Annotated in this window: 20 protein-coding genes; 14 read left to right on the top strand and 6 right to left on the bottom strand. The window is 64.2% G+C overall.

Annotated elements, in window-relative coordinates:
- Positions 1 to 82 precede the first annotated feature (82 nt).
- Genes ACR9ZN_RS07725 through ACR9ZN_RS07755 form a run of 7 tightly spaced genes read left to right on the top strand, consistent with a single transcriptional unit; the run spans position 83 to position 8,149 of the window.
- A complete protein-coding gene (locus ACR9ZN_RS07725; RefSeq protein ID WP_454816943.1) occupies positions 83 to 1,606 on the top strand; it encodes a leucyl aminopeptidase in 1,524 nt (507 codons plus the stop codon).
- Complete coding sequence (locus ACR9ZN_RS07730) at positions 1,596 to 2,501, top strand: proline iminopeptidase-family hydrolase (RefSeq protein ID WP_454816941.1); 906 nt, start codon at positions 1,596 to 1,598, stop codon at positions 2,499 to 2,501. Before ACR9ZN_RS07725 ends, ACR9ZN_RS07730 begins: the two co-directional genes overlap by 11 nt.
- A gap of 24 nt (positions 2,502 to 2,525) precedes the next feature.
- The gene (locus ACR9ZN_RS07735) at positions 2,526 to 4,187 is read left to right on the top strand and encodes an ABC transporter substrate-binding protein (protein ID WP_434959967.1); all 1,662 of its coding nucleotides are present in this window, start codon (positions 2,526 to 2,528) and stop codon (positions 4,185 to 4,187) included.
- 20 nt (positions 4,188 to 4,207) lie between these two features.
- Positions 4,208 to 5,224, top strand: a complete 1,017-nt coding sequence (locus ACR9ZN_RS07740; RefSeq protein WP_481271829.1) for an ABC transporter permease — start codon at positions 4,208 to 4,210, stop codon at positions 5,222 to 5,224.
- Complete coding sequence (locus ACR9ZN_RS07745) at positions 5,224 to 6,195, top strand: ABC transporter permease (protein ID WP_434959965.1); 972 nt, start codon at positions 5,224 to 5,226, stop codon at positions 6,193 to 6,195. Before ACR9ZN_RS07740 ends, ACR9ZN_RS07745 begins: the two co-directional genes overlap by 1 nt.
- Entirely contained in the window at positions 6,192 to 7,151 is a 960-nt protein-coding gene (locus tag ACR9ZN_RS07750) for an ABC transporter ATP-binding protein (RefSeq protein ID WP_481271830.1), read from the top strand. Before ACR9ZN_RS07745 ends, ACR9ZN_RS07750 begins: the two co-directional genes overlap by 4 nt.
- Before the next feature lie 8 nt (positions 7,152 to 7,159).
- Complete coding sequence (locus tag ACR9ZN_RS07755; protein WP_441771595.1) at positions 7,160 to 8,149, top strand: ABC transporter ATP-binding protein; 990 nt, start codon at positions 7,160 to 7,162, stop codon at positions 8,147 to 8,149.
- A gap of 29 nt (positions 8,150 to 8,178) precedes the next feature.
- Here ACR9ZN_RS07755 and ACR9ZN_RS07760 read toward each other — a convergent pair whose 3' ends face one another.
- Positions 8,179 to 9,060 carry a LysR family transcriptional regulator gene (locus ACR9ZN_RS07760; RefSeq protein ID WP_434959962.1) on the bottom strand — a complete coding sequence of 294 codons (882 nt, stop codon included), beginning with the start codon at positions 9,058 to 9,060 and terminating at the stop codon, positions 8,179 to 8,181.
- A gap of 115 nt (positions 9,061 to 9,175) precedes the next feature.
- Here ACR9ZN_RS07760 and ACR9ZN_RS07765 point away from each other — a divergent pair, with 115 nt between their 5' ends.
- Complete coding sequence (locus tag ACR9ZN_RS07765; protein WP_481271831.1) at positions 9,176 to 10,156, top strand: quinone oxidoreductase family protein; 981 nt, start codon at positions 9,176 to 9,178, stop codon at positions 10,154 to 10,156.
- A gap of 233 nt (positions 10,157 to 10,389) precedes the next feature.
- Here ACR9ZN_RS07765 and ACR9ZN_RS07770 read toward each other — a convergent pair whose 3' ends face one another.
- The 5 genes from ACR9ZN_RS07770 to ACR9ZN_RS07790 all read right to left on the bottom strand — a co-directional run bounded on the left by ACR9ZN_RS07770 (position 10,390) and on the right by ACR9ZN_RS07790 (position 15,300).
- Entirely contained in the window at positions 10,390 to 11,550 is a 1,161-nt protein-coding gene (locus ACR9ZN_RS07770; protein WP_481271832.1) for a LysR substrate-binding domain-containing protein, read from the bottom strand.
- A 150-nt stretch (positions 11,551 to 11,700) separates the two neighbouring features.
- A complete protein-coding gene (locus tag ACR9ZN_RS07775; RefSeq protein WP_434959959.1) occupies positions 11,701 to 12,399 on the bottom strand; it encodes an ABC transporter ATP-binding protein in 699 nt (232 codons plus the stop codon).
- Positions 12,392 to 13,195, bottom strand: a complete 804-nt coding sequence (locus tag ACR9ZN_RS07780; protein ID WP_434959958.1) for an ABC transporter ATP-binding protein — start codon at positions 13,193 to 13,195, stop codon at positions 12,392 to 12,394. Before ACR9ZN_RS07780 ends, ACR9ZN_RS07775 begins: the two co-directional genes overlap by 8 nt.
- Positions 13,192 to 14,379, bottom strand: a complete 1,188-nt coding sequence (locus tag ACR9ZN_RS07785) for a branched-chain amino acid ABC transporter permease (RefSeq protein WP_454816933.1) — start codon at positions 14,377 to 14,379, stop codon at positions 13,192 to 13,194. Before ACR9ZN_RS07785 ends, ACR9ZN_RS07780 begins: the two co-directional genes overlap by 4 nt.
- Before the next feature lie 3 nt (positions 14,380 to 14,382).
- Positions 14,383 to 15,300 (bottom strand): branched-chain amino acid ABC transporter permease, encoded by a 918-nt coding sequence (locus tag ACR9ZN_RS07790; protein WP_434959956.1) that lies wholly within the window; start codon positions 15,298 to 15,300, stop codon positions 14,383 to 14,385.
- A 255-nt stretch (positions 15,301 to 15,555) separates the two neighbouring features.
- Between ACR9ZN_RS07790 and ACR9ZN_RS07795 the strand changes: the two genes are divergently transcribed.
- The 6 genes from ACR9ZN_RS07795 (at position 15,556) to ACR9ZN_RS07820 (ending at position 21,839) form a co-directional block, all read left to right on the top strand.
- On the top strand, positions 15,556 to 16,692 hold the full coding sequence (locus ACR9ZN_RS07795; RefSeq protein WP_481271833.1) for a branched-chain amino acid ABC transporter substrate-binding protein: 1,137 nt from the start codon (positions 15,556 to 15,558) through the stop codon (positions 16,690 to 16,692).
- A 186-nt stretch (positions 16,693 to 16,878) separates the two neighbouring features.
- Positions 16,879 to 18,333, top strand: a complete 1,455-nt coding sequence (locus ACR9ZN_RS07800; protein WP_441771590.1) for a 4-hydroxyphenylacetate 3-hydroxylase family protein — start codon at positions 16,879 to 16,881, stop codon at positions 18,331 to 18,333.
- Between the two features lie 23 nt (positions 18,334 to 18,356).
- A complete protein-coding gene (locus tag ACR9ZN_RS07805; RefSeq protein WP_210249950.1) occupies positions 18,357 to 18,776 on the top strand; it encodes a RidA family protein in 420 nt (139 codons plus the stop codon).
- 11 nt (positions 18,777 to 18,787) lie between these two features.
- A complete protein-coding gene (locus tag ACR9ZN_RS07810) occupies positions 18,788 to 19,465 on the top strand; it encodes a DUF1028 domain-containing protein (RefSeq protein ID WP_481271834.1) in 678 nt (225 codons plus the stop codon).
- A gap of 62 nt (positions 19,466 to 19,527) precedes the next feature.
- On the top strand, positions 19,528 to 20,697 hold the full coding sequence (gene argE / locus ACR9ZN_RS07815; RefSeq protein ID WP_454816926.1) for an acetylornithine deacetylase: 1,170 nt from the start codon (positions 19,528 to 19,530) through the stop codon (positions 20,695 to 20,697).
- Between the two features lie 188 nt (positions 20,698 to 20,885).
- Positions 20,886 to 21,839, top strand: coding sequence for a LysR family transcriptional regulator (locus ACR9ZN_RS07820; RefSeq protein WP_454816924.1), 954 nt, complete (start codon positions 20,886 to 20,888; stop codon positions 21,837 to 21,839).
- Positions 21,840 to 22,006: the final 167 nt, after the last annotated feature.

Raw genomic sequence — 22,006 nt, forward strand, 5'->3', positions numbered from 1 at the left:
CAAGGGCCGTACGCCGGAGCGAGGATATGCACCAGGAGACAGTCCCCGCGCGTGTCGCTGCAATAAGGGAGTCCTCCGTCCGATGCCGCAATCTCCAGTGCCCGTGTTCGAGCCGGCAGACGGGATCTCCTCCGCAGCCGCCACCATCGTGGTCCTGCAGCCTGCCGGGCAGGAACTCGGACCTCGGGCAGCGGCCTTGGACGCCGAAATGGGCGGCCTTCTATCCCGGGTCTGCTCCGATCCGATCTCCCTCGCCGCATCCGGCACCTGCACCGACATCATCGCACCGCTCGCGGTATCGGCCCGGCGGGTGATCGTGCTGGCGCTGGGTCAGGCCGGAGCGCTCAATGCCCTGTCCCTGGCGCGAGCCGGCGGCGCGCTTGCCGCGCATCTGGAAAGCAAGGGCATCGGCGAGGCGACGCTCGTCCTCGATCCCGTCGCCGGCACCAGCCTGTCCGGGGCGGAAATCCTGGCGCGCGTCGCGCTCGGCGTCCGGCTGCGCCGCTACCGCTTCGACCTGCGCAACACGCGTCCAGTGGCGCAGGCGGATCAAGCCTGGCGGCTGGAGCTTGTCGGCGCCGGCAAGACCGAACTCACGGCGGCGCTGGCCCGCGCCAATGCCATCGCCGATGGCGTCGACTATGCCCGCACCCTGGTCAACCTGCCGCCGAACCATCTTCATCCCGACAGTTTCGCCGATCATCTGGAGGCCTTGCGCCAGTCCGGTATCGAGGTCGAGATTCTCGATGCGGCCCGGCTGCAGGAGCTCGGCATGAACGCGCTCCTGGCCGTCGGTTCCGGCTCGGCCCGCGCGCCGCGGGTGGCTGTGCTGCGCTATCGCGGCAAGGGATCGGGCGAGCAGCCGCTCGCCTTCGTCGGCAAGGGCGTCTGCTTCGATTCCGGAGGCCTTTGCATCAAGGGCGGCGCGCAGATGTTCGACATGAAGGCCGATATGGGCGGCGCGGCCGCGGTGGTCGGCCTCCTGCTGGCGCTTGCCCGGCAGGGCAGCCCCGTCCATGCCGTGGGCGTGCTCGGCATCGCCGAGAACCTGCCTTCGGGCACCGCACTCAAGCCGCGCGAGATCATCACGACGGCCTCGGGCCAGACCGTAGAGATCTTCGATACGGATGCGGAGGGGCGCCTGCTCCTGGCCGACTGCCTCCATTATGCCGCCTCGCGCTTCGAGCCCTCGGTGATCGTCGACTTGGCCACCCTGACCTATTCGGTGATGCGGGGCCTGGGGTCGGTCTTCGCCGGCCTGTTCAGCACCGATGACGCCATCGCCTCCCAGATGATCGCAGCCGGAGAAACGGTCGGCGAACGGTTCTGGCAATTGCCGCTCGACCGCGCCTATGACGAGGGATTGTACTCGCCCTTCGCCGATCTCAGGCACCATGCCAAGGACATGGAAGACGGCGACGCGCCCTATGCAGCCGCCTTCCTGCGCCATTTCACGCAAGACCGCCCCTGGGTCCATCTCGACATCGCCGGCAAGGAACTGGCCGAGAGCGACCGTCCCTTGGGCCGGCAGGGCGCCACGGCCTTCGGCGTGCAGATGCTGGAAGAATGGGTCCATAACCAGAATGGGAAGCACAATGTCGCTTGAGATCACCAGCCGGGACGGCCGGGCTAGCTTCCAGGGCTACGAGACCTGGTATCGGGTCAGCGGCGAGCTCGGGAGCGCCAAGGCCCCGGTGGTGATCCTGCATGGCGGACCGGGCGTCGCCCACAATTATGTCGATGCTTACAAGCTGCTCGCCCGCGACGGACGCGCCGTCATCCACTACGACCAGTTGGGTTGCGGCAATTCCACCCTATTGCCGGAGAAAGGCGCCGATTTCTGGACGCCAGCGCTCTTCATCGACGAGCTCGAGAACCTGGTCGACCATCTCGGCATTCGTGCCGGCTTCCATGTGCTCGGCCAGAGCTGGGGTGGCATGCTGGGTGCCGAATATGCCGTGATCAGGCCTGAGGGTCTGAAGTCGCTGACCATCGCCAATTCGCCGGCGTCGATGAAATTGTGGGTGGAGGAAGCCAACCGCCTGCGCGCCGACCTGCCCCTCGACATACAGGAAACGCTGACCCGGCACGAAGAGGCCGGCACGACGGAGGATGCGGAGTATCATGAGGCGACCATGGTCTTCTATGAGCGCCATGTCTGCCGTGTCGTGCCCTTCCCGCCAGAGGTAGCGGCAAGCTTCGCCCAGGTGGCACGCAATCCTACCGTCTACAATGTGATGAACGGCCCCAACGAGTTTCATGTCATCGGCACGTTGAAGAGCTGGAGCGTCATCGACCGCCTGCCCGCCGTCGAGGTGCCCACGCTGATCCTCTCCGGACGCCATGACGAAGCCACCCCCGCGACCGTGCAGCCCTACAAGGACGGCATCAAGGGATCGCGCTGGGAAATATTCGAGCATTCCAGCCACATGCCGCATGTGGAAGAACAAGAAAGATGCATGCGGGTGGTCGGGGACTTCCTGGATCAACACGACAGTTGAACTGTCAAGAAGAGGGGATCGACAATGAAGAGACTGCTTTTGGCTGTTGCAGCCACGGCCTTGCTGGCCGGCTCCTGGCTGGCGCCGGCACAGGCCGAATATCTCAAGGAACATCGCGGCGGCACCATCCGCCTGCTGGCCCGCTCCGCAGCCGGAACCCTCGATCCGCATATCAACTACACCGACCAGGGCTGGCAGATGTACCAGCCTGTTTATGACGGGCTCGTCATCTTCCGCAAGGCGGAAGGCAAGGACGGCTTCGAGGTCGTGCCGGATCTGGCCGAGGCCCTGCCCGCGGTCAGCAATGAGGGCAAGACCTTCGCCTTCAAGCTGCGCAAGGGCATCAAGTTCTCGAACGGACAGGATCTCGGCGTGAAGGATGTCGTCGCCTCCTTCCAGCGCATCTTCAAGATTTCCGGCCCGACCTCCGGCACCTTCTATGCCGGCATCGTCGGGGCCGACAAATGCCTGGCCGATACCAAGAGCTGCACGCTGGAAGGCGGCATCGTCGCCGACGAGGCCGCCGGCACGATCACCATCAATCTCACCAAGCCGGATGCCGAGCTCCTCTACAAGCTCGCTCTGCCGCATGCGGTGATCCTGCCTGCGGATACGCCGGCCGAAGACATGGGCTCCCGGCCCATCCCCAGCACCGGCCCCTACATGATCTCGGCTTTCGACCCCAACAAGGGCATGACGCTCTCGCGCAATCCCCATTTCAAGCAATGGAGCGAGCAGGCCCAGCCGGACGGCTATCCCGACGCGGTGCAGTATGATTTCGGCCTGTCCGAGGAAGCCGCCGTCACCGCGATCCAGAACGGGGAAGCGGACTGGATGTTCGATCCGCTGCCGAGTGATCGTCTCGGCGAACTCGGCACCAAATTCAAGGATCAGCTCCATATCTCGCCGCTTTCGGCATGGTGGTACGCCCCGCTCAACACCCGCTTGGCTCCCTTCGACAATGAGAAAGCCCGCCAGGCCGTGGCCTTTGCGATCGACCGCAACACGCTGGTCAAGCTGTTCGGCGGCAAGGTGCTGGCCACGCCGGTCTGCCAGGTCCTGCCGCCGGATTTCCCCGGCCATGAAGACTATTGCCCCTTCACCAAGAATCCCGGCGCCAAATGGTCGGCCACCGATCTCGACAAGGCCAAACAGCTCGTCGAGGAATCCGGCACCAAGGGCCAGAAGGTCACCATCATCGTCGAGGACACTGCCATTTCGCGCTCCATCGGCGTCTATCTGCAGAGCGTGCTGACCAGCATCGGCTATGTCGCGGACGTCAAGCCGATCTCGACCAACATCCAGTTCACCTACATCCAGAACACCAACAACAAGGTGCAGATGTCGGTCAGCCAATGGTACAAGGATTATCCGGCGGCTTCGGACTTCCTGAACATCCTGTTCGGCTGCGCCTCCTTCCGTGAGGGCTCGGACGCCTCGATCAACATCTCCGGTTTCTGCGACAAGGAGATCGACGCCAAGATGCAGAAGGCGCTGGACCTGGGTGTCACCGACCAGAAGGCCGCCGACAAGATGTGGGCCGAGATCGACAGGCAGATCACCGACAAGGCGCCGGCCGTCGGCCTCTTCACGCCCAAGCGCCTCGACTTCGTCAGCAAGCGCGTCGGCAATTTCAAGTTCAACCCGCAGTTCAACTGGATGGTCACGCAGGCCTGGGTTCAGTGACACACTTCGAGGAAACCTCCGTGGCGAATGACGTCGTCGCCATGCCACGCCGATCGCGAGGGCCCTGGGCCCTCGCTTTCGTGAAGCTGAGACGCAACAAGGCGGCCATGGCCTCCCTGGCGCTGTTCCTGCTGATCGTGGCTGCCTGTCTCAGCGCACCGCTCTATGCGCGCTGGGCCGGGGTCGATCCGTTCGCTTCCACCCTCGACGCCGTCATCCAGATCGATGGCGCCGAGGTACCGGTGATGGAGCAGTCGACGGAGGGGCTCGGGCTCGGCTACACGCCGCTCGGCCCGACCTGGCGGCTCGGCAATTATTTCCTCGGCGCCGACAGCCAGGGGCGCGACGTCATGGCCCGGATGCTCTATGGCGGCCTCTCTTCGCTGATGATCGCGGGGGCCGCCACCATCTTCACGCTGATCTTCGGCACGGCCGCGGGCCTGATCGCCGGCTATTTCGGCGGCATCGTCGACACGATCCTGTCGCGCTTCCTCGACGTCCTCTGGGCGTTTCCGATCTATCTGCTGGCAATTTCACTTTCCATCGTCACCATCGCGCAGGGCATTTCGATCGGGCCGATCGTGATCGAATCCGGCAGTCTGTGGCTGCCGATCATCATCATCGGTATCGTCTATGTGCCCTATGTGGCGCGCCCCATTCGCGGGCAGGTGCTGTCGCTGCGCAAAAGTGAATTCGTGCTCGCCGCCATCAATCTGGGCGTGCCGGGACGGCGTATCCTGTGGCGTGACATCCTGCCCAACATCACCACCACCCTGATCGTCTTCGTGCCGCTGATGATGGCGCTGAACATGCTGACCGAATCGGCACTGTCCTTCCTGTCGATCGGCGTGCAGCCGCCCGCCGCGAGCTGGGGCACCATCATCCAGGACGGGCAGGCGCTGCTCTATACGCGCCCCATGGTGGCGCTGGCGCCGGGCATCGCGATCGCCCTTTCGGTGATGGCGCTCAACGTCTTCGGCGATGGCCTGCGCGACGCGCTCGACCCGCGTTCCAAAGTTCGACTGGGGCGCGACTGATGATCTATGCCATCCTGCGCCGCTTCGGCCAGATGCTGTTCGTGATGTTCGGCATCTCGGTCATCGTCTTCCTGATCTTCTTCGCCACGCCCGGTGCCGATCCAGCGGCTCGCATCGCCGGCCGCAACGCCTCGCCCGAGGTGCTGGAGGCCGTGCGCCACAATTTCGGCTTCGACCAGCCGCTCTATGTCCAGTACGGCCTGATGATGAAGAAGATCTTCGTCACCGGCGACCTGACCTCCTTCGTCAATCGCGGCTGGAAGGTGGTGCCGGCGGTGCTGGACTCCATCCCGGTCACGCTCTCGCTGGTGTTCGGGGCGGCGATCCTGTGGGTCGTGGTCTCCGTCATCATCGGCATGATCGCCGCCGCCACGCGTGACAGCTGGATCGACAGGCTCCTGATGGCGGCGGGGCTGATCGGCATTTCCATGCCGGTCTACTGGCTGGGCGAGGTGATGAACCTGATCACCCAGAGCCGCTATCACGACACCTGGCTGTTCGGCTGGGTGCCGCCGCTCGGCTACAAGAACTTCTTCGACGATCCCAAGGGCTGGTTCCTCACTTTGGTCATCCCCTGGGTCACGCTCGCGGTGCTCTATATCGGCATCTACGGGCGCGTGCTGCGGGCGGCGATCATCGAATCCCTGCAGGAGGACTATATCCGCACGGCTCGCGCCAAGGGCCTGTCGGAAACGCGCATCCTGCTGCGCCATGCGCTCAGGACCTCGCTGATTGCCTTCATCACCCTGTTCGGACTCGATTTCGGCGCGCTGGTGGGAGGCTCCGCTTTGCTGACGGAGGTGGTGTTCGGCCTGCATGGCATCGGCAAGCTCACCTATGACGCCCTGCAGAACCTCGATTTGCCGATGATCATGGCAACCGTGATGTATGCGTCCATGTTCGTGGTCGTGGCCAACGCCGTGGTCGATTTCGTCTATATCCTTCTCGATCCGCGCGTGAGGACGTCATGATGCTGTCCGTACGCGATCTTCGGGTTTCCTTCCGCACCGATGACGGCCTGGTGCGCGCCATCGACGGGGTTTCCTTCGACCTCGCCGAAGGCGAGATCCTCGGCGTCGTCGGCGAATCCGGCTCCGGCAAGACCGTGTCGCTGCTGGCGGTGATGGGCCTGATCACCGATCCCAACGCGAGGATCGAAGGCTCGATCCGCTACAAGGGCCGCGAACTGGTGGGCCTGCCCGCGCGCGAACTCCGGCGCCTGCGCGGCAACGAGATCGCCATGATCTTCCAGGATCCGATGACGGCGCTGACGCCGGTCTACACCATCGGCTGGCAGATCGCCGAGCAGATCCAGGCGCATCGCAAAATCAGCAAGGCCAAAGCGCTCAAGCGCGTGGAGGAATTGCTGGCGGAGGTGAACTTCCCCAATCCGCGCGAGGCGATGTCGCGCTATCCCCACCAGCTTTCCGGCGGCATGCGCCAGCGGGCTGTGATCGCCATGGCTTTGTCCTGCGACCCGGCCCTGCTGGTGGCGGACGAGCCCACCACGGCGCTCGACGTCACCGTGCAGGCCGGCATCCTCGATCTCGTGCGCAAGCTGCGCTCGACCCATAATTCGGCCGTCGTCTTCATCACGCACGACATGGGCGTGGTCTCCGAGCTCGCCGACCGGGTCATGGTCATGTATGCGGGACGGGTGGTGGAGCGCGGCAGCCGGGCGGAATTGTTCTCCGATCCGCGGCACCCCTATACGCGGGCGCTCCTGGGTTCGATCCCGCCTTTGACCGGCGAGAAGCCGCGCCGCCTGCCGGCCATTCCCGGCTCACCGCCTTCGCTGCTCAGGCTGCCTGAGGGCTGCGCCTTCGGTCCGCGCTGCCCGGCGCGCTACGAACCCTGCCTGATGGACAAGCCCAGCCTCGGCAGCGGCACCCACGCCGCCGCCTGCTTCCGGGTGGCGCAAGCATGAGCGGACAGATGATCGAAAAAAATCGGCCGATCCTCGAAACGCGCGCGCTCGGCAAGCGCTTCTCGATCGGCAGCCGCTTTTCCGCCGAGGGCAAGCGCACAGTCCATGCGGTCGACAATGTTTCCCTGACGGTGGGACACGGGGAAACCGTCGGGCTCGTCGGCGAATCGGGCTGTGGCAAGTCCACGCTGGCTCGCTGCCTGGTCCGGCTCTACGACATCTCCGAGGGACAGCTCATCTTCGAAGGCGAAGACATTACCGGCACGTCGCTGGCCAAGCTCAGGCCGCTGAGGCGCCGGCTCCAGATGGTGTTCCAGGATCCATCGGCTTCGCTCAACCCGCGGCGGCGCGTCGGCGATCTGGTGGCGGAGCCGCTGCGCATCCACACCAAACTGTCGTCGGCGCAGATCGCCAAGCGCGTGGCTGAGCTGTTCGATCTCGTCGGGCTGCTGCCGGATCACGTCATGCGCTATCCGCACGAGTTCTCCGGCGGCCAGCGCCAGCGCGTCGGCATTGCCCGCGCCATCGCGCTCAATCCGGACCTGGTGGTTCTGGACGAGCCGGTCTCGGCGCTCGACGTCTCGGTGCAGGCACAGATCGTCAACCTGCTCGCCGACCTGCAGGAGAAGCTGAACCTCACCTATATCTTCATCGCCCATGACCTCTCCGTCGTCCGCCAGGTCTCGACCCGCATCGCGGTGATGTATCTGGGTTCCATCGTCGAGGAAGGTCCGGCCGAAGAGGTATTCGCCACGCCGGCCCATCCCTATAGCCAGGCCCTGATTTCGGCGGTTCCCATCGTGGAGACCACGCCGAGCGGAACGCGCAAGCGCATCATCCTCACCGGCGATGTGCCAAGCCCGCTCAACCCGCCGCCGGGCTGCCGCTTTCACCCCAGATGCCCGGTCGCCCAGGACCTGTGCCGTTCGGAGCGCCCGCAGATGCGGGACTACAGCCCCGGTCGCAAGGTCGCGTGCCACTTCCCGATCGCGTCTTAAAGCAAGATGCACAAGGATTTGTGCTGCCCTCAGCCGAAACGGGCGATGGCGAAGTCGACGAAAGAGCGCAGCTTCGGGGTGATGCGGCGGTCCGGAGCATAGAGGATGTTCATGACCCGAGATGGGGGCTCGTAGCCCTCCAGCAGCCGGATCAAGCGTCCGGCTTCGATGTCGCTCCGCACCAGGGACGCCGGCTGGAGCATGATGCCGAGGCCGGCCAATGCGGCCGTGAGCAGGGCCTGGCCATTATTGGCTAGGAAGCGATAGGACAGCTCGACCGTCTCCAAGCCTTCGGGACCGGCAAAACGCCATTGGTCACGCGTATTTCCATGCATGAAGCCGAGGCTCTCATGCTTGTCGAGGTCGGCCGGCTTTTCGGGATGGCCATGCGCAGCAAGATAGGCCGGCGCCGCGCAGACGGTGAACGTCATGGGCCGCAGTGGCCGGGCTATCAGGCTCGAATCGGCAAGAGGGCCGACGCGAAACACGGCGTCATACCCCTCGTCGATGAGGTCGACGACGCGATCGGACAGTGTGAGCTCGACATCGACTTCGGGATGGGCAGCCAGATAGTCCGGCAGGGCATTGGCGAGTTCATGCGCGCCGAAGGTCACCGGGGCGTTCACCCGGATCTGACCGCGCGGGGTGCCGCGCGTCTCGGCAGCCAGCACTTCGGCCGCCTCGACCTCGGCCAGGATGGTGCGAACCCGCTCGTAATAGCTGCGCCCGATCTCGGTGACGCTTTGGCGCCGGGTCGTGCGGTTGATCAGCTTGACGCCGAGATGGTCCTCCAGCAGGCGCACATGCTTGCCCACCATCTGCGAAGACATCGACAGCGCGTTGCCGGCCGCCGAGAAGGACCCCGCCTCCACGGCCTTGGCGAACACACCCATGCTGGTAAAGCGGTCCATTAATTTGAAACCATTCGTTTCAAGTCTAGCGATCAGCTCCCCATTTATCACGAAATGAAGTGAGATCATAAAGGACGGCGACATCGCAATACCGTCCACTCAGGAGATACCGTTCATGTCCGTCCAACGCAGAGTCGTCGTCAGCGAATATGGCGCGCCCACCGTGATGAAGCTCGAGACGCGGGACCTGCCCGCGCCCGGCGCCGCCGAGGTTCAGGTCAGGCACACGGCGATCGGCTTCAATTTTATCGACATCTACCAGCGCAAGGGTATCTATCCGCTGCAATTGCCGAGCGGGCTCGGCTTCGAGGCTGCCGGCGTGGTGGAGGCGGTCGGCCCCGGCGTCAGCGACCTCAAGGCCGGCGACAGGGTTGCTTATATCAATGCGGGCCTGGGTGCCTATGCGGATCGGCGCAATGTCCCGGCCGACAAGCTGGCGATCCTGCCTCGCTCGGTCAGCGACCAGGCGGCCGCGACCTTGTTCTTCAAAGGCATGACGGCGCAATATCTGCTGCGCAGGACTTACGCAGTCCAGCCGGGCGATCTCCTGCTGGTCCACTCGGCTGCCGGGGGTGTCGGCCAGATCCTCACGCGATGGGCGACGGCACTGGGGGCGACCGTCATCGGTACCACCGGCTCGCCCAGCAAGCGCGAGGCCGCGCTCGCCGCCGGATGCAAGGCGGTGATCGATCTCAACGATCCCGCCTGGCCCGAGGCCTTCCTCCAGGCGACCGGCGGCCGCAAGGCCCGCGCGGTCTATGACGCCGTCGGCAAGGATACGCTGATCAAGTCGCTCGAATGCGCCGCCCCCTTCGGGCTGGTGGTCTCTTATGGCGCGGCCTCCGGCCCGGCCCCCGCTATCGACCTCGACCTTCTCAACAAGAAGGGCGGTCTGTTCATCACCCGCCCGTCGATCTTCGCCCACAATGCCGACAGCGCCAGCTTCCGTGCCAACGCGGCCGATTTCTTCGATGCAGTCGCCAAGGGGCATGTGAGCGTGGATATCGGGCAACGCTTCTCGCTCGATGAGATCGCCAGGGCGCATGAAGCCGCCGAGGCCCGCCAGGTCGTCGGGGCCATTCTGATCACGCCGTAGGAAGACAACGTTTTAAAATGACGGTAGAGCGAGATGATCAATCCAGCAGGTAAGCGCGACGCTTGTGCCGCCTCTCCCCGTTTACGGGTATCGTCCATTCCTTTTGGAATGGACCGGGATAGAGCTAAGGGACAGCAGCAAGCGTTCAATCTGTAAGGTCGCGCAGCCCCTCATCCTTACTTCTCCCCGAAAACGGGGCGAAGGACCACCGGCGTCGCGCCTTTCGTCCTATCTCACCACTTTGCAAAACGCTTCGCGCACAGATCGCCGAAATGCCGGGCCGCAGGCGAAAGCTCGCGCTCGGCACGATGGGCCAGCACGATGCGGTTCTCGCGGTGCTTGCCGGTCAGAGGGCGGGTCACCAGATTGAGCCCGTCATAGCTCATGTCCGAGGCCGGCTTGGTCGCCAGGATCGAATAGCCCAGGCCATGGGCCACCATGCCGCGCACCATCTCGAAGGAGATCGAGCGATAGGCGATCAGCGGCTTGATGCCGGCGTCTTCCAGAATGCCGGTGAAATAGTCCCGGCTGGGCGGGGCATCGAGCAGGATCATCGGCTCGGCGGCGAGATCCTCGGGCGCCACCTCGCTCTGATGGCAGAGCGGATGATTGGCTGAGAGCAGGACATAGGGTGTCAACTCGCCCAAGGATAGCTTTTCGAACTCGCCGCCCAGGTCGAAATCATAAAGCAGTGCCAGTTCGCTCTCGCCCGCCAGCAGGCTTTCGCGCAGGCGCCGATGATCGCCCTCGATCAGCTTGACGCCGATCCCGCCCATCTCACGGATAAGCGAGGGCATGAGATAGGGCCCGAACGTGTGGAAGCAGCCAATCACCAGCCGGGCTGTCTCGCCCGCCAGCCCCGCGCGCAGCGAACTCGCCCCTTCGATCCGGTTCGACGAACCATAGGAACGATTGGCATAGATCAGCGGCGAACCGTGGCGGGAGAGATGGATATCGCGCACTTCGCACAAGAAGATGTGGTGCGTGCCGACCTTCTCGCTCGATAAGAGCTTGCAGTCGAACGCCACCAGGGGATCGGCGATGCGCGGCGCGCCGGTCGATGCGGTCACCCATTCGGTGCATTCGAACTTGTCGCCGATCTCGTCGCGAAAACGGCCAGCGAAGACATCCGAGATATAGGACTGGTCGTCCCGCAGGACGTTGACACACAAAACGCCGTTCTCGACGATCTTGGCCGCCGCCGGGCTGAGATGGTGGACGCAGACCAGCATGGTCGGCAGATCCGTATCCGCCGAGACGGAGGCCATGGCCGAGACGGTCACCCCTGCCCGGCCGGCCGGCCCGTCGGTGGAGACCACGTTCACGGTGCAGGCGGCCTGGCTCATGCCGCCGAGGAATTTCTCGCGCACCTTTGGATCGATCTCCACGCCCATCCGCGCTCTCCTGTTGGTCTTGAAGCCGGTGTCATCCCGGCCTTCCGCCGATCGATCCTTCCGGAAATCGTCGGCGCTGGAAAATATGGAATTCCGCTGCACGGGTTCGGAAAAGCCGCAGCACGACGATCCGGACTGGTCAAAGCCGATCTAGAGATAGAGGTGATGTACCGTGTCGTTGGCGAGCAGGTCCTTGCTGGTACCGCTCGCTGCGATCTGGCCGCGCACCAGCAGATAGCCGCGATCGGCGATCGACAGCGCGGTCTCGGCATTCTGCTCGACCAGCAATACGGTCTTGCCCTGGTCGCGGATGCGCCCGACGATGTCGAAATATTCGTCGATGAGCTTCGGCGATAGGCCGAGCGAGGGCTCGTCCATCACAACCAGCTGCGGATCGCCGATCAAGGCGCGGGCCAGGGCCACCATGGCCTGCTCGCCGCCCGACATCGTCCCCGCTCCCTGCGTCAACCTCTCGCGAATGCGTGGAAACAGGCCGGCCATCGCCTCCAGCCTGTCCCCGAACGGTACCCGGCATCTGGCAGCGTCGAAGGCGAGCTTGAGATTCTCGCGCACATTGAGGGTCGGGAAGAGTCGGCGCCCTTCGGGGACGAAGCCGACTCCCAGCGACGCCAGCCTTTCGGTGCCAACCGCGGCCACGTCCTTGCCCAGGATGCCGATCGAGCCCGTGTCGAGCTTGAGGAGGCCGCAGATGGCATTGAAGGTCGTGCTCTTGCCGGCACCGTTCGGCCCGAGCAGGCAGACGAGCTCACCCCTGTTCACCTGAAGCGAGACATTGCGGAGCATGGGCACCGGCCCATAGCTGGTCGAGACGGATTTGAGTTCAAGCATGACCGGCCTTGTGTCCGAGATAAGCCTGCTGGACGCGCGGCAGCTGCCGCACCTCCTGGAAGTCGCCGTCGGCGATCTTCCGGCCGTAATCGATGACGGCAACCCGGTCGGGCAGCGCCCTGACCAGACGCATGTCGTGTTCGATGATCAGGAAGGACAGGCCGGCTCGCCGGGCCATCACGGAGCGGATGCTTGCCATCAAGGCATCGGTGTCGCGATCGTCCATGCCCGAGGAAGGCTCGTCGAGCAGGATCACCTTTGGGTCGGAAGCAAGCGCTCGGGCAATTTCCAGGCGGCGGCGGTCGGCCTGGGGCAGCGTGCCTGCCAAGGTATGGCGCCGTTCGTAGAGGTCGGGCGAGATGGAGCGGATCAATTCGCCCGCGCGCTCGGCAGCCTCGTCGAGTTCGGCGCGTGCCTTGCCCGGACGAAGCAGCGCCGTGAGCACGCCTGTGCGGGTGCGGCAATGCATGCCGATCACCACATTGTCGACCAGCGTCAGGTCGTTGAACAGCCGGCTCGACTGGAAGGTACGGGTGATGCCGGCGGCTGCGATGCGGTGGGCGGGGTTGCCGGTAATGTCGCGTCCTTCCAGCGCCACCGTGCCCTTGGAGGGCCGGTAGATGCCGGTGATGACGTTGAACAAGGTGGACTTGCCCGCCCCGTTCGGCCCGATGATGCACAGGATCTCCGAGCGATCGAGCCGGAGGTCGACCCCGTCCACCGCCGTCAGCCCGCCGAATTTGATGGTCAGGTCCCGGGTCTCCAGAAGCGTCTGGTTTATGACCGGCTCCCTCATGGCTGGCCCCCATAGTTGCGCGCGCGCTGCGGGAAGAGGCCCTGGGGCCGCAGGATCAGGAAGGCGATCACGATGATGCTGACGAAGAGCAGGCGGTAGTCGGAGAACACCCTGAGCTTTTCAGGCAGCAGCGTCAGCAGGAAGGCACCGATGATCACGCCGAGCGTGTTGTCCATGCCACCCACGATCACCATGGTCATGATGGTGACCGACACCACGAAGGTGAAATTGTCGGGCGAAATGTAGCTCACATAGAAGGCGTAGACGGTGCCGGCGAAGGCGGCGAGGAAGGCATCGACGCCGAAGGCCAGGATCTTGTACCAGACCACGTTGATGCCCTGGCAGCGCGCCGCGAGCGGGTCGGCCCTCAAGGCATTCCAGGCCAGGCCCACCCGGCTGTGGTGGAGGCGTCCCGCCGAGAGGATGGCAAGACCCACCAGCGCCGCCGAAAGATAGTAGAAATTGGCCTGGCTCGGCAGCTTGTAGCCGAAGACATAGAGCGGCTTGATGAAGGAATGCCCGAAGAAGGTCGGCGCGGGAATGCCAACCAGGCCGTTGGGCCCTCCTGTCCACGACAGGTTGTTGAGCAATTGCTGGACGACGATGCCGAAGGCGATGGTTACCAGGGCAAGGTAGCTTTCCTTGGTCCGCATGGAGGGGAAGCCGAGCGCAAAGCCGAACAAGGTCGCCACCACCGCCGAGATCGGCAGGGTCAGCCAGAAGGAAATGCCGAAATTGATCGCTAGCAGCGCCGAAGTATAGGCACCAATGCCATAGGAGGCGCCCGTTGCGAAGTTCGGAATATTGGCGCTGCCGAGCTGAAAATTGAGGGCGAGCGCCAGCACCGAATAAAGCTGGGCAACGATGAGCAGATGCAGCGCGTAGCTGCTGCCCTGCATGAAGAAGGGAAACGCCAGGACGATGGCGATGCCGAGGACGGTGGCGCTGGTGCGATAGCGCCGGAAGGCCACGATGATATGCTCCTCGATCTGCGGCCTGAACTGCAGGGCGGCGAAGCCGGCCCCGAGCAAGGCCAACAGGGCGACGATGATCGAGGTCCGTTCGGCCAGGAGCAAGGTGCCGAGCAGAACGGCCCCGATGAGTTCGACGCCGAGAACGGTAGCCAAGGCGCCGAAGGAAGTGCCGGCGCGCGCCTGCGATAGATTATGCGTGGTGGCGGCCATGGCTCACACCTTCTCGAAGACAGGCTTGCCGAGCAGGCCCGAGGGTTTGAACACCAGCACGCAGATCACCAGGACGAAAATGCACACCAGGCGATAGGAGGCTCCATCCGCCAGCAAAGCCTGCGCCAGCATCTCGATGCCGGCGATCAGGAGACTGCCGAGGATGGCGCCCTGCATCGAGCCGAGGCCCCCGATCACGGCCGCCGAAAAGCCGATCAGGCCGAGCTGGATGCCGAAATCGAAGCGCACCACGCCGGCATGGCTGGCATAGAACAGGCCACCGATAGCGCCGACCGCCGAGGCGAGCAGGAAGGTGGCGGCGAACATCCGGCTCGGATTGATCGCCATCAGGCGCGCCGTGTTGCGGTCTTCGGCGACGGCCCGGATGCGCATGCCAAGCGGCGTATGCCGCATCAGGGCAAACAGGACCGCCACCATCGCGATGCAGAGGACAATCACGGTGAGGCTGAAGGCCGGTACTGTCAGGCCAAAGAGCGAGATTTCGCCCGTCACCAAAGCGGGAAACGGCTTGGGGTTGCTGCCTTGCGGATAGAAAGTGCGGATCAGCTCGCGCACCACGGTGCCGAGCGCCACGGTGGCGACCAGGGCCATCATGGCCGGGGCGTTGCGAAAGCGGCGGATCACCAGCCAGTCGAGCAGCACGCCGAGCAGGCCGACAAAGGCGATCGCGATCAGGCAGGCAATCAGGGCGGCCGGCACGGTATCGAAGCCCAGCATGCCGCCGGTCAGGATCTGGATCATCGCCAGGGCGACGAAGGGCGCGGTGATCGAGACGTCACCATGCGAGAAATGGATGACATTGAGCACGCCGAACAGCAGGCTGAACCCCAAGGCCACCAATGCATAGATACTGGCCAGCACCAGCCAGTTGAGCAGATATTGCGCGAGCAGCGCATCCATAGAATTCCCCTCCCGCCTCGTTTGCCGAGTGTCCGGTCTTCTTTTCTAGGCATAGGCGGGGCAGCGATGAAAGCCGGCGCTGCTTAGGCATTTCTGAGGCAGTGCTTCAAAAATTGCGACTTCTCGCTTTCGCAAAAACTTCGCACCCTTGCCTTCGTCCTCGGACAAAGCCGACCGGCCACGGACTCTCAAACAAGAAGACAAGTCCAGGCATCCCACCCGTGGTCCGGCGTACCATCGAGCAAGGGAATAGACATGACCATCTTCAACGCACGCCGGCGCCGCCTTCTCGGCAGTGTGCTGCTGCTGGCGACCGCCATGGCGTCACTGCCGACGCTGGCCTTCGCCAAGGATACCATCAAGCTCGGCTTCCTCGGCCCGCTCAGCGGTGGCAACGCGCCCCAGGGCCTGGGCGCCCGCAATGGCTTCCTGCTCGCCATCAAGCAGGTCAATGAGGGCAATTATCCCTATACGGTCGAAGGCGTGGCGCTCGATGATGCGTCCGACCCGCAGACCGGCGTGTCGGCCGCCATGAAGCTGGCTAACGATTCAGCGGTGGTGGCGGCCACGGGCCATTGGAACAGCCCTGTGGCGCTCGCCACCATCCCGGTCTTCCATCGCTTCGAGATGCCGATGATCGTGTGGGGCGCCATCGGCCCGAAGATCACCGAGCAGAACCTGGCCGAGATCACCCGCGTCACGCCCACGCTCGTGGCCGAGAACAAGCCGCTGGCGGACTGGGCCTTCAAGACGCTGGGCGCCAAGAAGATCGCCATCGTGGCCGATACCTCCGACTATGGCGTCTCCAATGCCGATGTCTTCAAGAAGTTCTTCGGCGATGCCGGCGGCCAGACCTCCTCGACCGACCTGCTGCCTGTTGGCACCACGGATTTTCGCACCATCCTCACCCGCATCAAGGGCGAAGCGCCGGATGCCATCTATTTTGGCGGCGTCATCACCGAGGCCGGCATCCTGCGCAAGCAGATGGCCGAACTCGGCCTGACCACGCCGATGATCGGCATCTCCGGCTTCTACGACCCCGAATTCATCGCGGTTGCCGGCAAGGCCGCCGAGGGCACCATGGTGAGCTATCCGGCTTCCCAGTCGAACCCTGCCCTGACCAAGATGGAGGCCGACTACAAGGCCCAGAACTACGCCGAGGCGCCCAGCCCTTACACCAAATATGCCTATGAGGCGACGCAGATCCTCCTGAAGGTGATCGCCGACAACGGCATCGAGGACAAGGCCAAGCTGGCGCAGGCCATCCGCTCGATCAAGCATGACGGCGTGCTGGGAACTACCTCGTTCGACGATCACGGCCAGACCCAGATCCCGGTCGAGATCGAGATCAAGGTCGTCAAGGACGGCGCCTGGACCACCAAGACCAATTAACCGGCTGTCGCTCACCGGTGTCGGCCGCAATGGCCGGCACCACCAACCTGCCGCATCACGGGGCGAGCCCTGCCTGCCCTGATCGACGGTTCGCGCCTTCAACGAGGCGCCCAAGCAAAGCGGGTCTCACCCGCCGCACACCTCGCGACATGCCTTCATGTCGCTGAAAACTTCGAAGGAAAGACGATGCTCAGAACGGGGCAGCAATACAGGGATTCGATCCGGGACGGCCGGCGTATCTGGATCAATGGCGAGCGCGTCAAAGACGTCACCGTCCACCCCCAATTCAAGCCGCTGGTCGACATCCGCGCGCGCATCTACGACCTCGCGCATGAGGACGCCACCCGCGACATCCTCAGCTATGAGGAAAACGGCGAGCGCTATTCCATCGGCCTCAAGCTGCCCCACAGCCAAAGCGATTGGCACGCCAAACGCCTGGCTACCGACACCATCCTGGAGGATGTCGGCGGGGTCGTCACCCGCGTCGGCGACGAGACGGCCGGCGAGATGTGGTCGCTCTATGACGGCCAGGACATCCTGAACGAGGTCGACCCGCGCTTCTCCGTCAATATTCGCAACCACATCCAGCGCGTCGTCGACAGGGACCCCTTCCACGTCTCGGCCAACACCGATCCCAAGGGCGACCGTTCCAAGCGGCCACAGGACCAGGATCCGGACATGCTTCTGCATGTCGTCAAGGAGACCGATGCCGGCATCGTGGTGCGCGGGGCCAAATACGAGACCGCGGCTGCCTATGCCAACCAGGCCTTCACCAAGCCAACCATCGCCAATTGGGGCAATTCGGAACTGTCCGACTATGCCGTCGGCTTCGTATGCGACTTCTCTTCCCCCAATCTGAGCTTCATCGCCCGCACCGGCTTTGCCGGCCGGGCCCCGGCCGAGGACTATCCGCTCGCCAATCGCTTCGATGAGGTCGACTGCCTCGTCATCTACGACAATGTGCTGATCCCCTGGGAGAACGTGCTGTTCTACCAGCACACCAAGGCGGCCGCCTTCATCCGCGCCACGCTGCATCGCTATTCGGCCTTCGCCTTCGTGCAGCGCAATCTCAAGCTCGCCGACATGCTGATCGGCGCGGCCCTGTGGAACGTGCGCCAGACCGGCCTGGAAAACCAGCAGGCGGTCCAGGAAAAGCTGGCGACGCTCGCCTGCTACCGCGAGGGCATCAACGCACATCTGACCGCCTCGATCACCAATGCCGAAAAGAGCCCGGGCGGCCTGATGATGCCCAACCAGTCTCTCTTGATGACGGGGCGCGTGCATGCCTGCTCGCAGCTCCACCACATGATGCATATCGCCCGCGAGCTCTGCGGCGGCCAGATCTGCGTCACGCCCGATGCCGCCAGCTTCGCCGACGAGGAAGCCGGCGTCTGGCTGAAGAAGTACTACACGCTCAACGAGAACTGGGACAGCAACGACCGGCGCAAGCTGCTGGCTTTTGCCCGTGACCTGCTGAACTCCGACTATGCCGGCCACCGTCTCACCTTCCAGCTCTTCGCCCAGTCGCCACCCTTCGCCCATCTCGGTGCCGTCTACCGCAATTTCGACTGGAACGACGCCCTGCGCTTCACCAAGAAATCCGCCGGCCTGTCGGACCGCATCCTCACCGCCCAGCGCTAATTCGGCATCCGGAGTACCCAATCATGATCCACAAGCGTCTTCGTCCCTTCAACACCAAGGACACCTATCCCGAGCAGAAGCTCAACACCGATCTCAGCCAGGGCGTGGTCGCCCGCGGCACCATGGTGTTCCTGCGCGGCCAGGTCTCCCAGGACCTCGACACCCGCGAGAGCCTGCATGTCGGCGATCCCCGGGCCCAGGCCCGCAAGTCCATGGAAAACATCAAGATGCTGCTGGAGGAGGCCGGCAGCGAAATGGCCCATATCTGCCGCATCGTGGTGTATCTGACCGATATCCGCTATCGCGAGGCCGTTTATTTGGAGATGGGCGAGTGGTTCAAGGGCGTCCATCCCTGCTCCACCGGCCTTGTGGTGCCTGCCCTGGCGCGGCCGGAATGGGTGGTCGAGATCGAGGTGACGGCCGTCATCCCCGACGCCGCCTGAGGGAGAGCCCGATGACCTTCTCGATCTCGGCACACTGCGCCCGGACCGGCATGTTCGGCATTGCCGTGTCCTCCTCCTCGCCCTGTGTCGCCGCCCGCTGCGCCCATGCGCGGGCCGGCGTCGGCGTCGTCGCCACGCAGAACATCACCGATCCCCGGCTCGGGCCGAAGGGCCTCGATCTGATGGCGGAGGGACTGTCGGCTGCGGAGGCGCTCGAGTGGCTCAAGGCGAATGCGCCGCATCTCGAGTTTCGCCAGCTCGCTTTGGTCGACAGCCAAGGCCGTACCGCCTCCTTCTCGGGCAGCCGAACGCTCGGTACCCATCGGGTGGTCGAAGGTTCCGGGGTCGCCGCGGCCGGCAACCTGTTATCGTCGCCGGAGGTGCCCGTCGCCATGGTCGCCGCTTTCAATGAGATGGCAGAGCATTCGCTCGGCGATCGCCTGATCGGCGCGATGCGCGCCGCCGTGAAGGCAGGCGGCGAGGAAGGGCCGGTGCATTCGATCGGCATGCTGCTGGTGCGGGACGTCGCCTGGCCGGTCGCCGACCTCAGGGTCGACTGGAGCGAGGGCGATCCGATCGAAGACCTCGACCAGCTTTGGCAGCGCTGGAAGGGTGAGATGGAAGCCTATGTCTCGCGGGCCCTCGACCCGAGCCGGGCGCCGAGCTATGGCGTACCGGGCGATCTCTGACCGGACATGATGATCGGGGCTCGGTCCACAGGACCGGGCCTCCTGCATTTGGCGATGACAGCATGGCAGCCGAACCGACGACTCTGGACATTCTCGCGCGCCTGATCGGTTTTGCGACCCTCAGCCGGCAACCCAACCGCGACCTGATCGGCTATGTGACCGGCCTGCTCGACGGGGCCGGCGTCGGCTGGGACCTCGTCGAGAGCCCGGACGGCACCCGGGCCAATCTGTTCGCGACCATCGGTCCCGCCACCGGCGGCGGGGTCGTCCTCTCCGGCCATACCGACGTGGTGCCGGTCGAAGGCCAGGCCTGGAGCACGGATCCTTTCAGGCTGCATGAACAAGACGGCCGCTATTACGGGCGCGGCACCGCCGACATGAAGGGTTTCGTAGCGGCCGCCCTCGCCGCTGCCCTCTATGCGGCCAGGCGGGATCTCAAAACGCCGCTTCATCTTGCCTTTTCCTATGACGAGGAAATCGGCTGCGTCGGCGTGCGCAGCCTGATCGAGCGGCTGGCGACCAGCCCGATCCGCCCTGCTTTGTGCATCGTCGGCGAGCCGACCGGCATGCGCATTGCGACCGGGCACAAAGGCAAAGTGGCTTTGCGAGCCTGCTGCACCGGCCGCGCCGGCCATTCGGCCCTGGCGCCGACGGCGCTCAACGCCCTGCATCTGGGCGCGGATTTCCTCGGCAGGCTGCGGGCGCGCCAGCGCGACCTCGCCGAGACCGGCAGGCGCGACGATCAGTATGAAATCCCCTACACCACCCTCCATGCCGGGCGCATGAGCGGGGGCCAGGCCCTCAACATCGTCCCCGAATGCTGCGAGATCGAATTCGAGATCCGCAATGTCGCTGGTGATGACCCCCAGGCCATCATTGCCGATCTGAAGGGCGACGCCGAGGCGATCGTCGCCCCCCTGCGTCCCGCCTTTCCGGAAGCAGCCATCGCGATCGACGAGGTCAATGCCTATCCGGGGCTGGAAACCCCCACGGATTCACCGGTGGTGGCACTGCTGCGCCTGATCACGCAGAGCCGGGAGCCAGCTTTCAAGGTGGCCTTCGGCACGGAGGGGGGGCTGTTCCAGGACAGGCTCGGCCTGGCGACGGCGGTATGCGGCCCCGGCTTCATGACACAAGGCCACAAGCCGGACGAATATGTCAGCGCCGATCAACTCGGCCGTTGCGATGCCATGCTCGCCGCGCTGGTTGATCGCCTTGCCGTCGGTCTCTGATCCTAGTCCAGTTTCCGGAGCAGCATGCGAGCGGAGCGGGATCAACGGCTATCGCCTCCCCTTCCGAGCGGCCAGTTGCCGCTTTGACCTGCCGCGCCGAACAGGGAATTTTGTCAAGCAGTATAATCGCGATCCAGGACCTGCAGAACTGGTGTCCATGCCATTGCAGGCCGCGTGAGGAGCAACCCATGCGTTTTACCTTGCGGCAATTGAGCTATTTCGTCGCCGCCGGCGAGACCGGCAGCGTCACCCGGGCGGCAGAGCTGGTGAACATCTCCCAGCCCTCGGTATCGGCGGCGATCTCGCATCTGGAGACCGAATTGGGCGTACAGATCTTCGTGCGCCAGCATGCCCAGGGCCTGTCCTTGACCACGCCGGGTAAACGCCTGCTCCGGGCCGCCAAGGAATCCCTGCGCGCGGCCTATGAACTCTACGACGTCGCCAATGCCGCCGGCTCGATCGTGTCGGGGCCGATCAATGTCGGCTCGTTCCGCACCTTCTCATCGCTGATCATGCCGGAGCTTTGGCGCGGCTTCGTGTCGAAATATCCTGACGCGCAAATGGTGGTGACCGAAGGAAGCGAGGCCGAGTTGCTGGAGGGCTTGCGCTCGGCGCGGATCGACATCGCGCTGACCTATCAGCTCAACCTGACACCGGATATGAGCTTCCAGCCTTTGGCCGAGATGCCCTCCTATGTGCTGCTGGCAGCCGACCACCGTTTTGCCTCACGCGCGAGCGTGCGCCTGGAGGAACTGGCGGACGAACCCTTCATCCTGCTCGACCTTCCCCTCAGCCGCCAATATTTCCTGTCGATGTTCGAGCAGCGCAGCATCACCCCGCGGATCGTCGCCGAGACGGCCAGCCCCTCGACCCTACGGTCCTATGTCGGTGCGGGCCTCGGCTTTTCCATGCTGACGGTGCGGCCGGTGAATATGATGGCGGAAAATGGCCGCCCCCTGGCCTATATCGAACTTGAAGGCAATACGGCCCCGATGGTGATGGGGCTGGCCTGCCTCAAGGACATGCGACGTCCGCGCATCGTCGACGCCTTCGAAGCCCATTGCCGCGAGGTCATCACGGTCGATCATATTCCGGGCATGCGCGGAACCGATTCAGGGCCGTCCCATGTTATAGGCGGCTGAAGCGTTTTGCGATTTGACGGAATCACCTAGAATCGCAAAGACGCGTCTAAATGCGACGTTGGAGCAAACGAGCGTTCAATCATGAACGCGCTTTTCTCTGGGTGCAATCGATCCTGATTCTCCGCCGATGCCTGTCCGGCTCGTCCCGAAACGACTGGATGCAATCT

This window comes from Labrys sp. HAY1-8F, assembly GCF_056754975.1.